This window comes from Microbacterium canaveralium (genome assembly GCF_047238045.1).
In the GTDB taxonomy this organism is placed as follows: Bacteria; Actinomycetota; Actinomycetes; order Actinomycetales; family Microbacteriaceae; genus Microbacterium.
Genome location: NZ_JBDFMA010000002.1, coordinates 46899 through 61649, shown reverse-complemented (window position 1 = coordinate 61649; position 14751 = coordinate 46899). Strand labels below are relative to the sequence as shown.

Here is a 14751-nt window from a genome sequence, read left to right as displayed (position 1 = left end):
TCACAACGCGTCCTGGTCGGCGGGCTGGATGTAGCCCGTACCGTCGATGCCGATGCACACCTCGCTACCGGCAACCAGAACGCTGCCAGGGCGCCGCAACAGGCGCGCTGTCACAGCGGCATCGTCCCCACGGTCGGGCAGGAGCGTGACCCGGTCCCACTGCCCTTCACCCTCGACGTGAGTGACGAGAGCATTTGGGGTGCCGCGGCCGAGGACCAATTGCCCTTCGCGGAGGAGGAGGGACACCTGCCCGGGCGCGGACGCGGGGGTTCCGGGCGCGTGCCGGAGTGACACGGAGCCGAAGGCGGTCATGGCGGTTGAACCGTCCGTGGTAGCGGGAAGGCGCACCATCGCCCCCAGCATCGCAGCGACGCGTGCGGTTCGGGGGTAGTCGAAGAGCTCAAGCGGCGGGCCGAACTGCGTCAACGAGCCCTTCTCCAGCACGCCGAGCCGGTCGCCGAAGCTTAGCGCTTCCTCCTGGTCGTGGGTGACGAGAATGGCGGTCGCCCCCACCCGGTCAAGTGCCTCCACCACGTTGCGACGTGCTTCCGCCCGCAGGCCCGTATCGAGCGCGCTGAAAGGTTCGTCGAGAACGATGGCACGCGCTTTCACCGCCAGTGCGCGGGCGAGAGCGACGCGCTGCTGCTGGCCCCCCGACAGTTCGTGTGGGTAACGCGTGAGAAGCAGCGGGTCCAGCGACACGATCTCCGCCCACTCCTGTGCGGTGTGGCGCCGCGCGCGCGGCAGCCCGAAGGTGATGTTGGCCGCTGCATTCAGGTGCGGGAAAAGCGCGCCGTCTTGCGGCACGTACGCCACCCCTCGGCGGTGTGCCGGAACGCTCTGTGCCCCGGACACAATGCGCCCGCCCAGCGACACGGTGCCGCCGGACGGGGATGCGAGGCCCGCGATGACACGGATCAGGCTGCTCTTGCCGCTCCCGGAGGGACCCACGATGGCCGCTCGAGAGCCGTCGTCGATGCTCAGAGTGACGCCGTCGAGTATCGTCTGCGCTCCGATGGTGTACGAGAGGTTCGTGACGTCGATTCTCATGCGGTGCGCTTTCGGGCTTGGTGATACATCAGGGCGACGGCGGGGATGCTGATGACGCTGAGCACCACCGCGTACGGGGCCGCGTCGACATACTGCACGGAACTGCTGGCGGACCAGAACTCGGTCGCCAGGGTCCGCGTTCCGTTCGGCGCGAGTAGCAGGGTGGCGGTCAGTTCGCTCGCTATTCCGATACCGGCGAGGGCAGCGCCAGCCAGCACAGAGGGCAGGATGGTCGGCCCCGTCACCCTCAGCAGGGTTCGCAGGGGACTCTGCCCCAAGGTCCGCGAGGCCTCCTCGCGGATGAGTGGGGCTTGAGCCAGACCGCTTCGGATGCTCACCACCGCCCGCGGGAGAAACAGGATGAGGTACGCCGCCAGTACGGTGAACACCGTCTGGTACGCCACGGGGAGAACACGCAGGGTGACCGTCACCAGTGCCAGAGCCACGATGATCGACGGGAAGCTGGACGCGACGAAGTTCGCGCCTTCAATCACCCGAGTCGCCCGCCCGGGGTAGCGCACACTTACCCAGGCCAGAGCCAATCCCACCATCGAGGTGACCGCCGCGCCGGACGCGGCCAGGAGCACGGTGGTGATGAGGGCGTCGCCGAGCCAGCGTTGCTCCCACCACGGCCCCCCGAGCAGCCATCGACCGGTCGTCGCTGTCGGAACGGCCGTGGACAAGGCCGCGTACAGCACCAGCGCCACAGTGGACAGCCCACGGGCCAGTGGCGTGAGGACGATGCGTTGCGCGGGGAGGGGGGCCCCGGATCCGGTTCGCGCGAACTCCGCTCGGCCACGGGCGAGGGAATCGGTGGTCAGCATGAGCAGAGCGAAGATCGCCACGACCACGCCCATGGCGTTGGCGACAGGGCCGGCGAAAGCGGAGCTGTACTGCACGACGATGGCGGTAGTAAACGTTTCGAAGCGGATTTGCGCGAATGCTCCGTACTCGGCGAGCAGATGCAGCCCGACCAGCAGAGCTCCTCCGCTGATGGCGTACCGCAGTTGCGGGATCACCACCGTCCAGAACACGCGAGCGTTCGAGTGTCCGAGGGAGCGCGCCACATCCTCCAGGGCGGGGTCGAGCCGACGCAACGTCGCCAGAGCGGGGAGGTACACCAGGCCGCTGTATGCGAGGACCGAGATGAGAATTCCGCCGGCTAGGCCCCCGAAGGCGGGCACGGTGCTCGCCCACGCGTAGCTGACGACGAACGCGGGGATGGCCAGCGGAACAACCTGCAGGACCGACCACGCGCCACGCAACGGGAGGGTCGTTCGCTCCACGAGCCAGGCGCCGCCTACTCCGACACTCACGCACAGCGGTACGGCAAGGAGGATGAGGAGGATGGTGTTGGTGAGGAGCTCGCCGATGCGTGGGCGTATGAGGATCTGTCCGAGCGCGTCAGGCCCCGTGGACACCACAAACCAGCCGACGAACGCGACTGGGATGAGCGTGAAGGCGGTGATGACCGCGACGGCGACACACAGTAGCAATGGCGCACGCCGCCCAGACCTTCTCAGGGGTGTGGGCGGCGTGCGCTGGATCGGCGTTGTCAGAGCAGACCCGCCGACGTCATCAGATCCACGACCTCAGGACCGTTCAAGGTCGACGGGTCGATGGTCGGGGCGCCGAGCCCCGCCAGCGGCGGGAGGGCGGCGTTAGCGGCCACGTCGCTGGCAACGGTGTACTCGAAGCTCGAGCCGGTGCGCAGCACGTCCTGACCGGCCTTGGACACCACGTACGCGAGGAAGGCTTGGGCTGCGGGAGCGTTCCTGCTGGATTTCAGCACGCCGCCCCCGGAGATGCTCACGAAAGCGCCCGGGTCTTCGTTGCCGAAGTAGTGCAGCTTCGTATTGCCGCTGTTCTCCGTGGTCCCCGCCTGGTCGATGTACCAGTAGTAGTGGTAGATCACACCCATCGGGATCTGACCGGCATTGACAGCCTTCATCACGTTGCTGTTGCCCTGGATCGCGGTTGCATTCGACTTCATCCCGGCGAGCCACGTCGCGGCGGCATCGGCGCCTTCGGTCGCCACCACCGCGGACACAATGGCCTGGAAGTCAGCTCCACCGGGTGAGGCAGCCCACTTGCCCTGCCACTTCGGGTCCTGCAGATCCATCAAGGAAGCAGGGAGATCCGCTTCGCTGATCAGGGAGGGGTTGTATACCAGCACGGTCGAGCGCGCCGCGATGCCCGTCCAGTTCCCCGACCCTGCACGGTACTGCGCGGGGACGACATCGAGGGTCGACTGCTTCACGGGGGCGAGCAGGTTGTTCTGGTCGACAAGGGCGATACCCGGTGAGTTCTCGGTAAGGAACACGTCAGCCGGGGACGCTGGCCCTTCCTGGACGATCTGGTTCGCCAGTTCCGAATCGCTGCCGTTTCGGAGGACAACCTCCACGCCCGTGTCCGCGGTGAACGCGTCCGCCCACGCTTGCGTGAGCTCTTCGTGCTGGGCGTTGTACACCGTGATGGAACCGGTCACCTGGCCACCCTCGTCAGGGGAAGCGGATGAGGAAATCGTGGGGCTGGCGGAGCAGCCCGCCAGAACGGTCGCGGAGGCCGCGGCGACGATCAACGCACGGGAAAAGCGCTTCATAAAAGTCCAATCAGGGACGCCGCCTGTTGCGGCTTAAGCAAGGTTTGCCTAACCAAAGTAGTGGGGTCACGGCGCCAATCTCCAAATCGGTGCGCCGCCCCCGGCGCGTCGTTTGTTTCTTAGAGACGTCTTAGCGATCTCTGCGTTAAATGCGAGGTCAGAAGTGAAAGCCGGGCCCCTTGGCACGTCTCGCGCCGCCGTATCTAGCAGCGGCAATCGGAGATTGTCAGCGTTCTCACCGCCCGGTCGCGTCCACCGCACCTCTCCCACTGAAGGACCGCATGCATATCTTCGAGGTCATCATCCTCGGGCTCGTTCAGGGCCTCACCGAGTTCCTCCCCATCTCCTCCAGCGCGCACCTGCGCATCGTGGGCGAGTTCCTCCCGTCGCAGACCGACCCCGGCGCGACCTTCACCGCCATCACCCAGATCGGCACCGAGCTCGCCGTCCTGATCTACTTCCGCAAGAAGATCGGCCGCGTCATCTCGCGGTGGTTCGGCTCGCTCACCGGCAGGGTGCCGCGCAACGACCCCGACGCGCGCATGGGATGGCTCGTCATCATCGGCACCATCCCCATCGCCCTGCTCGGCGTGCTGCTGCAGAGCCTGATCCGCGACAACTTCCGCAGCCTCTGGATCACCGCCGTCGTCCTGATCGTGTTCGGCATCCTGCTGGGTCTCGCCGACCACTACGGCAAGCGTCGCCGCGAGCTCGACGACCTGACCTACCCGCACGGCGTCGCCTACGGTTTCGCCCAGGCCCTCGCGTTGGTGCCCGGCGTCTCGCGCTCGGGTGCGACGACCACGCTCGGTCGTGCGCTCGGCTACAAGCGCACCGCCGCAGCCGAGTACTCCTTCCTGCTCGCGGTGCCGGCGGTGTTCGCCAGCGGCTTCTACGAGCTCTACAAGAGCTTCGACGAGGGAACCGGCCCTTACAACCTCGGCGAGACGGCCCTGGCCACGGTCATCGCGTTCGTCGTCGGCTACCTCGTGATCGCGTTCCTCATGCAGTACCTCAAGCGCGGCAGCTTCCTGCCGTTCGTCATCTACCGCGTCGCGCTCGGCATCCTCATCATCGTTCTGCTCGTGCTCGGAGTCGTCCCGGCCACACCAATCGTCATGGCCGGCTGATGGCCGACCACCACGGTGGCACCACCGGCCAATCGGGCCGGATACCTCGTTCATCGAACACATCATCACAACACGGGTGGGGTGAGGTATGAGTTCGGATAGATCGCCCATTGCGCGTTGGCTGCGCTGGATGGAGGGCCGAGCGGATCGACTTGTAATGTGCGCATACGGTGCGCAGGGGGAGATGTCGGAACCGCGATGCAGGATCATGATCTCGAGGCGAGATTCAACGGCCGCGGGACATGCTGGATACTGCTCGCACGCGCACGCTTCGCTCGCGCAGGATGATCAAATCATCTGATGGTGTCTATCGTCCACGGCATGTGCACACCCGACAAGATGGCGCCGGTCAGAGGCGGTTTGGTAAAGTCCAGCGCACCCCTCGGATCCCGTGAAAAACGCGGAAGGCGTGTCGCCGATAATGGATCTTATGTCAGTTTACTGACATGCCACGGATGACGGCGCAACGGTCACTTCAGGGTCGGACACCTTAGGACAAATCCCTGTCGACCCCAACCGAGCGGGAGCCTGCGGAGTTGGCCACGAACGCCTTCAGGGTCTCTCTGCAGTCCGCTATGAGCAAGTCGGCTTCGTCACCGATGTTGAAGGTGTTTTTGCCGTGCGCTATGAGGTCTTCGGAAAAAAGTCGTGTGTAGTCGAACACCGCGGCTGCTGTCTCATACGGCTTGCCGTACCGAGTGCCGAACGCGCGGTCCTCAATGTGCTCGTAGTCATTCCGAATGGCGGTGATCGGCCCCAGGGCATCAGTGATGCTCTGCGGCACGGGTGTGCTGACACCTAGGGTTCGCGGGCCCTCGGCGATCATGGAGATCGAACGTCCGAGGGAGATCACAGCCAGTTCTACAAGCCCGATGACGTTCAGCAGCTGCCGTCGGAACTGCGGTCCAGAGAGCGAAGCCGAGTTCACGAAAGCCTCGACCTCGCGCACGCGGATGAACAGTTCATTCGCCATGTCGAGACGGCGAGCAGCAGCAAGGACATACCGAACCGTACCCTCGGTCCAGTTCGAAGGATCTATGCGTATCCACGTGGACAAGACGGGCGCAATTGGCACGTGCCCCGATTCCGTTGCCTCTCCCGCCGCGTCTATCGCGGCCAGTTCTGCAGTGACTGCGCCCACCTCGAAGCGAAGCTGATCGCCTTTCATCACGTGGACTCGACGGCCGTCATCCGCCTCGCCATGGCGGAGGGTGCGCGCGAATACCTGGTTGCCCTCGCGACGAACCGGCACGACCCTCATGCTGTGGATGAGGTCGCTACGACCGTCCGAGACCTCTTCTGCGTGCAGGCCAAAGTGACTAATTGCCGTCATCACTTCGATCGTGTCGCCGGTGTAGACCGGTATGCGCGGCGGATCGGGTTCACCGGGATCGCGGAGCCGGACAATTACTTGGTTATCGATCCGCGCGTGCAGAATCACTCGCTGGGGCGATCCCCCTTCGGCGATCGTGACGGAATCCATCCACCCTTGGGGTGTCTCGGCATCATGCGGCATCTGTGGACGCTACATCGCATGGCCTTTCGCCACTAGCCTCGCCATCCCGCCTTCGCGATCGCCCCTCGCATCTGGTCCCTTAGAGTTGCCGGCACGAGCAAGAGCCACCCGAGTTGTAGTTTTGAGCTCTTAGATACGTCCGCTCAGCCCACCGTTACGCTCGCTTCATGACGGCCAAGGTTCATCGCACGACGGATTGCGACCCACAGCTTCTCCGGCCGCTTGGTCCGCTTGTATGCCCGTCATGGAGTGACGGATGGCAGCTGCATCCAGATGCTGAAACCCTGCGAGGGGTGTTGTGGTGTCGAAATGGACTCCGTGTCGCGCTGTCGCGTGTTTTCAACGCGAAAGACATTGCTTTCGACCATTGGTCTGCGGCTGTGGAAGCTGTTTGGTGGGCGGTGGCGCTCGACGACGTGTTGTTCTCCCTGCATGACGGCCGCTATCCCGTAGCGCGCTCGGCGCACCCTGATGGTGAGGTTGTCTTGGGCCTCCGGTGGCTTCGGCATCAGCACGCCCATCAGATTGCCGTGACCGGCCAGGGCGGTCCCAAGCGCGACTTCTTCGGCGCATCGGGCGGCCCGCCGTTCTACATCAGCCCCAGCAACAGGTGGAAGCAGCGCTCGGAGATTCTGACGGATAACCGACGGCCGGACAAGAAGGCGGAGGCGGCATACGACGCCCATATCGCCGGGTGGACGCTGGAGGATCCAATCATCAACTCACTTCGATGGTTCGACCTCGTATTAACCGCCGCGGGAGTGGATCCGCTCCAGGACGTTGATGAAGATGACCCGACCGTCCTCTGAGCCCCCGATCCGGTGCTCGTCAACGGAATGGGGTGCAAGCTCACCCTCGATGCGAGCGCGCATCACCGCTGCGGGGTGTCCATACGTTCATGGAACGGCTGAAAAGCATCACTCGAGCAGAAGAGCAGTTCATCCCGCCTCACTGAGTCCACCGTCGAGCAGCCGCAACACAGGACGAGCGTCGGCCTCACCCAAGAGGTCGCGCACCTGCGCCGCCGGAAGCCGGAGCAGCTCGGCAAGTGCCGGCACCTTCGTCCCGTGAGCGGCCGCCAGCTCAGCTGCTTTGTGGAGCAACGCGGGCACCTCCCCCGGGTACAAATTCGTGGGATCGGCTCCCAGGTCGTAGCTCGTTGCAAGTCGCTGGTAAGCCCGACGAGCCGACGACTCCGTTACGCGGTTACGCTCAACCATCCGGCGTATGAGCGAGTGTGGTGACACTCCCCAGGTTCGTCCAACTCGATCCAGCGCAGCGAGGTCTAAGCGCTGCGGCAGCAGAGCGTCCATCGCCGCTGCCGGCGTCAGAAACGCCGCCGCAAATTCATCGGCTTCACGCTCGATCGCGGCGCTCTGCTCGTCGGAGTCGGCATGCAGGAGCAGATGCCCAATCTCGTGTGCGATCGAGAACCGGTGTCGGAAGACGTTCTCCGTTCGACGGGGCGTCGTGACCACGATGGGACGCTCGACGATGATCGCCGAGAATGCGTCCACGCGCTCAATTTCGCTGAGCGGACGCACGACGACGACAATCCCGTGGGATTCGGCCGTCGCCACAAGGTGCTTGACCGGCCCGTCGGGGAGTTTCCACTGGACGCGGAGAGCCTGTGCGGCATCCGTTGGGGAGGTTCCTGCGGGGAGCCTGGGCAGATCCACATCGGGCAGCTTGATATAGCGCTCGAGCGCGAAGGTGAGTTCCCACACAAGCGTTGTTGTCGCCAGTGCTCGTTGCCGGTCGCTGACGCGGGTGGACCGAAGGCTCCGAAAATGCGCGTTAAGGGTGTCGATTCGAGCCAGTGGGCGACCGACGTTGAAGAAGTCAGGCTGCACCTTAAGCGTGCGCGCGAGCCTCTCGATGACCTCGGGTCGAGGCGCGTTGACGTCGGCTTCGTATTGGCCGATGGCGGCGGACGAAACCTCGACAGCGGCGGCGAGCTCGGATTTGCTCAGGCCCTGCCGGACGCGGGCCTGCGTGAGTCGCGCCGGCTCGAACCTGCCAGGAGACCTGCTGCTCGGCAGGTCGAACAGCATTGGTGGGATTTCACCCATCAGAGGTAACGCCCCGAGCCTGCAGCGCGACGACGGGCGTCTCGGGCACGCCGCTGTCGAACGACTCGATGTCGATGTCCGAGCCTTCCCCGGCGAAGTCCTTGGACCAGATGGGTTCTTCGCCGTGCAGGTGCACTTCGCCGGCGCGGTATTCGGCAACGGCCCAGTCGATGGACGATAACTGGCGCGGCGTTGAGTGCACCATGACGAGAACCACGGGCATCACCGCTCCTGCCGCCCCAACCAGCTTCTCGAAGCGCGCCAGCTCATCCTCGGTATGGGACTCCTCGTCACCGCCGGTCATAAAGCTGTTGCCGAACAGACCCAGCTCTCGACGCGCGAAGAAGCTGCTCATGCGGGTCTTGCTCGAAGCGAAGTCTCGACCGATGTCGGCGCCTTCGGGGATCCGGGCGACAAAGATCAGTGCATCGTTGACGATAGGGAGCCAATACCCACCGGGGGTGAGCTTGTGTGCCTCGAAGCCACGCTCTTTGAACGCATCGCGCGCATCGCAGAGCAGGTCACGCCACTGGCTCCCGAACAGGTTCAGGAACCGCGTCTTTGCGGCGTCATGGCCGTCAGCGGTGCTCTCGTGGCGCGCATAGACCACGTCGATGATGAGGTCACGAGCCAGGCTCTCGTGCTCGCCGAGAGCCTCGGCAGGTGTGTTGTGAGCCATGCGCGCGTCCCGTCTCGAAGGTCAAGCGCCCCTATTCACCTAGAGCGCTAACTTTAATATATAACACGATACGCGCACCTGTACTTCATTAAGCTTCACTTCTCGCGACACGCCGTGCGATCCTCCTTTAAGGGAGGATCACCGCACTACTTCAAGGGCCTAGCCTCCTCTCAGTCGGGCGGGGACTGCTGAACTCACCGAGTACCCGAGTGAAGCCGCTTCATCAGGCCGACGCTCGAGGTGATTGCGCCTCTTGATCATCACTCTCGGTATCGGGCATACCTCGGTCAGACGAGCGATCGAGTTCATCGGCGAATGCGCGCGTGATCGCTGTCTCGTCGGGGAGAGCGTCCTGCATCTCGGCGGTGAGTTCATAGCGGCTTACCGCCACGGGCTGATTCGACGAGGCGAGGGCGTAGCGCACGACGGTGTCGTTCTTGTCTGCCACGAGGAGGATTCCGACGGTTGGCTGGTGCTTGTGCGGATGGCGAAGACGGTCGTCGACAACGGCGACGTAGAACCCGAGCTGGCCAGCGTCGCGCGGGTCGAAGGTGGTGGTCTTGAGTTCGATGACGACGTAGCGCAGTTGCTCCACGTGGAAAAAGAGAAGGTCAACGGAAAAGTCGTCGCCGTCGACGTCGAAGTGCACTTGGCGTCCGACGAAGGCGAAGCCTTGTCCGAGTTCACGCATGGTTTCGAGAATGCGGTCGACTAGTCGCTGCTCGAGTTCACGTTCGGAGACACTGCTATCGACGGCGAGGAACTGCAGGGCGTAGGGGTCTTTGGTGAGTTCTTGCGCCTGGTCTGAGTCGCGCTGCTCCAGCGTGCCGGCGAAGTTGCTAGGAGCTGCTGCGTCGCGCTCGTGGAGCCGGGTTGTGATCTGGTGGGCGAGTACTGCGCGGCTCCAACCGTGATGTGCGTCTTTAGCGGCGTACCAGTCGCGCTGTTCAGGACTGTCGAGCTTGTCGAGCAGTTCGATGACGTGTCCCCATGGCAATAGTCCAACAGGCCGTTGGACTATTGCGGTCAGGTCCGGCCATGCCTCAGCGAACCGCCGCATGTAGAACAGATTCGCTCGGGAGAACCCCTTCATGGTGGGGAACTCTGCTCGCAGGTCCTCCGCGAGGCGGGTGATGATTTTGGTGCCCCACCCCTGTTCGGCTTGGCGGGTAAGGATGGTGCGGCCAATGGTCCACCACAGCTGAAGGAGCTCGTTGTTGGTCGCGCGCTGAGCGCGGAGTCGAGCCCCGTGAACGTGCTTCTTAAGGTCCTCGAGAGTGGATGCGTACTCCGCGGGCTCCATCTCGGTCATTCATCTAGCTTCTCACCGGCACCACGGTGTGCAGGATCACATGGCACGGATCTCGCAACTCTTCTGCCGGTCTCAGCTGCAAGGCTGTCTGTCCGGTGGAAATAGGTGTGCTGGCGGCTGTTGATACGGCAGCGGGTCGCCGACTTGGTTCTCATCCTTCGAGTCCGAGAAGGGGCCGTCTGTGGCGAGGAGGGCGGTCATGTGAGGGGCGGCGTGATTGATCCACCAGGCGCTTGTGCCAAGACCGGGGTCGAGGCGTGCGGCCTCCCACCCGCGCCAGAGCGTTTCGAGGCGCTGCACGGCTTCGTCGGTGTTCCACCACTCGGCTTTCCACCGACCGGTGCCGGTGCCTTTGGCTGAGACGCGGCGGCGATAGGTGAACCGCCAGTATTTCCGGAGCCACTCGTCCACCGAGCCGTAGACCGTCTCCCCCGCCATGACGTCCTCCCCCGGTGCCGGGGGTTCGAAGGCGCGCTCAACAGCGGTTGCTGTGCGTTCTTGGAGCTGTTGGAGGCGTTCGGGCGTCAGGGCGGTGCTGAGCGCTTCCTTCGCGAGGTTGTTGACGAGCTGCGTGACGACGGCCGTCGCGGCGTCGGCTACGAGCGCGTCCACGTCTAGGGCGCCGAGGGCGTTCTCTACCGCTGAGCCCATGCCGTCCGCGACCCCGAGGGGGCTCCCCGTTGCCGGAGAGCCCCCCTGTGCCGGCGTTGCGGCGTCGAACTCGTCAGAGTCGAGCGGGTCGACGTCATCCATCAGTGCGGTCATTCGCGTCGTCGCGTTCCATCAGGGCACGCATTGAGGAGGCCAGGTCGATCGGCGGCGCCGCCGGCGCCGCTACCGCGACCGGTGTCGACGTAGGCGCGAGGTCGACAGGCGACACCGGCGCCGCGGCCGTCACCGCAGGCGATGCCGCGGGGGTGATCGCGGGGTCGTGTGCGGCGATCGACGCTTTGATCGCCGCGACCTGATCCTTCGCGCCCTCGTACCAGGGGACGGTACGCAGCAGCGCTGCCCGGGCGCCGGTGGAGAGCATGACCGCGCGGCCGCGGGGCATCGCGCCGAGTTCATCGACGGTCAGGATGCGCTCACGCTTGAGCGCCGTCGACGTCGAGCGCACGCCCTTGTTGTAGCTGGCCGAGGTCGTCTCCCGGTCGTAGTCCCCAACAAGCTCCGAGATGTTCTGCAGGAAGTCGTTCTCTTTGACGCTGCCGAGGTAGAGGAACGCGTTCGATGCGCTCCACAGCTTGAGCATGCCTTCGCGGCCGAACACGGCCACGCCCTGCGACCAGGACTGGAACACCGACATGATCGGGATGCCGCGCGAGCCGAAGTGCGAGTACAGGTCGGGCAGATCCCGCCACCGGCACACGTTCGCGGCCTCGTCCAGGATGCCCACCAGCGGGGTCCGCAGCCGGCCACCGGGCGAGGTGTCTGCGAGGTCGGTTGCCGCCTCGAGCGTGGCGGCGGTCAGGGCGGTGACGAGGGGGCCGGCGGTGCCGGCGCCCTCCTTGGACAGCGAGTACAGGGTGCCGCGGCCGCGCACGAACTCGGCGGCGTCGAACTGCGGGCGGGGGTCGTCAGCTCCGCGCGGGTTCACCCAGTCAGCGACCTGCGTGTTCTTCAAGCACGCGGCCATTTCCTGGCCCGTCGAGTACACCGATCCGCGCAGCTTGTCGGTGGACTGGATGATGCCGAGCACGGCGTCACCGATCATCGGGTAGCCACCCTCGCGCAGCAGCCGAACCGGCTCCTCATCGGTGGAGTCGGTCAACCACGAGAACACCTGAGCGATCGGGCGACCACCGACCGCGGCCGCGAGCAGCATCCCGGCAAGAAGGTTCTGACCGGCGCCGTCGAAGAACGCATCCGTCTTGGCATCCGTCGCCCGGGATCCCGAAGCGAAATACTGCGCGAGCTTCGCCGCGCGGGTGTCGTCGGTGACGTACGACAGCGGGTTCCACCACCACGTCGCGTCCTCACGGGCGACGCGCTGAGGATCGAACACCCACACCGGGCCGTCCTTTTCCCGGACGTCGCGGGTCGCATCGAGCACGTCGCGCTTGTTCGAAGTCGTCACCACGGCGCCCGGGGCGGCGATGATCGCGGGGATGACGAGCGAGGTCGACTTACCGACGCGGGGGCCGGCGACGACGGTGATCATGTCCTCGAACGAGGCGTAAACCATCTTCCCCGTCGACACGAGACGCCCCACCGGCACACCGGGCGAGCCCTCCACGCCGAGCCGCTTGGACTTCTTCATCGCCTCCTTGGCCAGCATCGGCGCCAGATCCCGCTCCGTCGCCATGTAGCGCGCTGCGTGATCGACGTTCGCGCGCTTCTTTCGCCCCGCCGCTTTCAGGTACAGGAACCACAGCGCGACGGTGGCGATGACGCCCACCGCCGCGAGGGCGACCGCTGTTGCCGATCCCGACCAGGTGACGGTGCCCCGCGCGAGGCCGGAGATGATTTCGAACGGATCTTTCGACAGATCCTCATTCACCCCATCCATTTCCGAGCCGAGCGCGACGGACACCCAGACGATGCCGATAGCGGCGATCGCCGCGAGGGTGCCGCCGAGCATCATGGCGTCGTTGCCTGCTTTGCCCGGCTCGCGACGGCGGTTGTTGGCGGTGACGCTCATGAGTGGTCCTCCGTGCTGATGGGGGCGAGTGTGTGCGCGTGGGTGTCGTCGTGGTTCACGGCAGAATCTCGACGTTCACCGGATCGGTGGGCAGCGGCTCCGCCGCTCGCCCGGCGCGCGAGGTCGCGTGCCAGAGCTTGTTGGTGTCGTTGACGTCCTTCTCCGCCGCCGTCAGCTCGACGCGCACGGGGATGCCCGGGCGACCGCCGACCTTGATCAGGAAGCGGCCGCGGCCGGGAGGCTCGGACTCATGACCTGATACTGGGTCCCATGCGGGCGGGTCCTGCCAGCTGGTGAGCATTCCCTGTTCCGCGATCGACATCGGCACCGCGGAGGTCAGCAGCGGCATTTCCGCGCCGGGGAGGCCACCGCAGATCACCATGCCGCTTCTCTCTACGAAGCCTTTGGCCTTCATCTGATCTTCGGCCGATGCCAGCGCCAGGAGGTCGCTCATCGTGTGCGAGATCATCGCCAGGCCGACGCCGCGGGCGCGGTTCAGGCGGGTGAGGGCGTCGACGCGATCGACCATGCCGCGGCCGGCGCGCAGCGCGCGCCACAGCTCGTCCAGGATCACGAAGTAGTGCCGGCGAGGTTCGAGCTCCGCGTCCGCGAGGGCGGCGGCGACGTTGACGGTTCCGAACCCGGCGGACCAGCAGGCCAGCAGGATCGCCGCTTGCAGGTCTCCCTCAGAGTCGTCAATCGAGGACACGTCGTAGACGACGGGACGGTCCCGGCGCATCGGCGTGGTGGTCTGCTGCGAGAACACCTCGCCCAGACGGCCACCGGTGGTGAGGCCGATGAGGGAGGCTTCGAGGTCCTCCGTGATCGCCTTGTAGCGGGTGATATCGCCACGGTCGAGGGCGACCTGTCGAATCTCATCCGGTGCCTCCTGGATGACGCGCAGCAGGTCCGCGAGAACGGGAATGCCGTCGTGGTGCTCGTCCAGGTACTTGAGTGCCCGGTCGATGATCGTCTCTTCACGGTCGGTCGGCGGCTGAGAGCGGAGAATCGTCAGCAAGGCGGCGATCATCGTGTGCCGGCGGCCGTGGGCGTCCGCGAGGACCTGGTGCGCCAGGCGCTGCACCTTTGCGGCGTGCTTGCGCAGTTTGCCGACCTCTGCGGCCAGCTCGTCGGTGTCTTTGGAGGGGTCGGAAGCCCTCACTTGGTGCGTGAGCTCGTCGGCGCGAGCGTGTGCGCGGGTGGCCTCGTCGCGGAGTCGCTGCGCCGCCTCGGACGCCTCGCCGGGGTCGAGGATGTTGAGGTAGCCGCGGCCACGGCCCAGGGGGATCACCTGACCGTCGAGGGCCTGAATGAGGTCCACGTAGTCGGGCTTCAAATCGCCCAACACGAGCGGGATCGTGCCGTAACCGGCCAGGCCTGCGGCCATGCGGCGCGTGAGCGAGGACTTGCCGAGGCCGGGCTTGCCGAGAACGAACATCGACGGGTTGGAGATGAGTTGCGCGCGCTGGAACCAGCTGATCGGGTCACAGCAGACCGATGCGCCCGTGGAGAGGTTCTTGCCGAGTGGGACTCCGATCATTGGGGTGCCGGTGCCGACCGAGAACGGGTACAGCCCGCACACCTGGACGGTCGTTCCGCGGAACTCGTCGGCGGCGGTGACGTTGACGGCCTCGCCGCCGCCCCGGCCGAGCCAACCGCGGATGCTCGGACGCATCGGCCGGCGCAGCGCCGTCCCCTGCTTCTCCTTCTTCCCGCCGTGAGGGATTGCCACACGCTTGCCCTGCCGAC

Annotated in this window: 12 protein-coding genes; 2 read left to right on the top strand and 10 right to left on the bottom strand. The window is 65.4% G+C overall.

Translation table 11 applies throughout. The features are described from left to right. The 3 genes from ABC271_RS00745 to ABC271_RS00735 form a co-directional block, all read right to left on the bottom strand. Positions 1-1050: an ABC transporter ATP-binding protein gene (locus ABC271_RS00745; RefSeq protein WP_160897529.1), complete on the bottom strand. Its 1050-nt coding sequence runs from the start codon at positions 1048-1050 to the stop codon at positions 1-3. Beyond that, positions 1047-2471 carry an ABC transporter permease gene (locus ABC271_RS00740; RefSeq protein ID WP_337192264.1) on the bottom strand — a complete coding sequence of 475 codons (1425 nt, stop codon included), beginning with the start codon at positions 2469-2471 and terminating at the stop codon, positions 1047-1049. The genes ABC271_RS00745 and ABC271_RS00740 overlap by 4 nt, the downstream gene beginning before the upstream one ends. 134 nt (positions 2472-2605) lie before the next feature. Then, on the bottom strand, positions 2606-3652 hold the full coding sequence (locus ABC271_RS00735) for an iron ABC transporter substrate-binding protein (RefSeq protein ID WP_412923042.1): 1047 nt from the start codon (positions 3650-3652) through the stop codon (positions 2606-2608). A gap of 281 nt (positions 3653-3933) precedes the next feature. Here ABC271_RS00735 and ABC271_RS00730 point away from each other — a divergent pair, with 281 nt between their 5' ends. Further along, the gene (locus ABC271_RS00730) at positions 3934-4782 is read left to right on the top strand and encodes an undecaprenyl-diphosphate phosphatase (protein ID WP_160897532.1); all 849 of its coding nucleotides are present in this window, start codon (positions 3934-3936) and stop codon (positions 4780-4782) included. Between the two features lie 490 nt (positions 4783-5272). Here the strand turns inward: ABC271_RS00730 and ABC271_RS00725 are convergent, their stop codons facing one another. Further along, positions 5273-6298: a hypothetical protein gene (locus ABC271_RS00725; protein WP_160897533.1), complete on the bottom strand. Its 1026-nt coding sequence runs from the start codon at positions 6296-6298 to the stop codon at positions 5273-5275. A gap of 167 nt (positions 6299-6465) precedes the next feature. Here ABC271_RS00725 and ABC271_RS00720 point away from each other — a divergent pair, with 167 nt between their 5' ends. Next, positions 6466-7107, top strand: coding sequence for a hypothetical protein (locus ABC271_RS00720; RefSeq protein WP_160897534.1), 642 nt, complete (start codon positions 6466-6468; stop codon positions 7105-7107). Positions 7108-7236: 129 nt separating this feature from the next. On the opposite strand, the gene ABC271_RS00715 is transcribed toward ABC271_RS00720, so the two are convergent. The 6 genes from ABC271_RS00715 to ABC271_RS00690 all read right to left on the bottom strand — a co-directional run bounded on the left by ABC271_RS00715 (position 7237) and on the right by ABC271_RS00690 (position 14677). Then, a complete protein-coding gene (locus ABC271_RS00715) occupies positions 7237-8352 on the bottom strand; it encodes an XRE family transcriptional regulator (RefSeq protein WP_412923041.1) in 1116 nt (371 codons plus the stop codon). Between the two features lie 10 nt (positions 8353-8362). After that, positions 8363-9049, bottom strand: a complete 687-nt coding sequence (locus ABC271_RS00710; RefSeq protein ID WP_160897536.1) for a hypothetical protein — start codon at positions 9047-9049, stop codon at positions 8363-8365. Positions 9050-9272: 223 nt separating this feature from the next. Then, positions 9273-10361, bottom strand: coding sequence for a PDDEXK nuclease domain-containing protein (locus ABC271_RS00705; RefSeq protein WP_412923040.1), 1089 nt, complete (start codon positions 10359-10361; stop codon positions 9273-9275). A 72-nt stretch (positions 10362-10433) separates the two neighbouring features. Next, positions 10434-11114, bottom strand: a complete 681-nt coding sequence (locus ABC271_RS00700) for a DUF4913 domain-containing protein (protein WP_160897538.1) — start codon at positions 11112-11114, stop codon at positions 10434-10436. Beyond that, positions 11107-13002 carry a type IV secretory system conjugative DNA transfer family protein gene (locus ABC271_RS00695; protein WP_412923039.1) on the bottom strand — a complete coding sequence of 632 codons (1896 nt, stop codon included), beginning with the start codon at positions 13000-13002 and terminating at the stop codon, positions 11107-11109. The genes ABC271_RS00700 and ABC271_RS00695 overlap by 8 nt, the downstream gene beginning before the upstream one ends. A 55-nt stretch (positions 13003-13057) precedes the next feature. Next, entirely contained in the window at positions 13058-14677 is a 1620-nt protein-coding gene (locus ABC271_RS00690) for an ATP/GTP-binding protein (protein ID WP_160897592.1), read from the bottom strand. Positions 14678-14751: the final 74 nt, after the last annotated feature.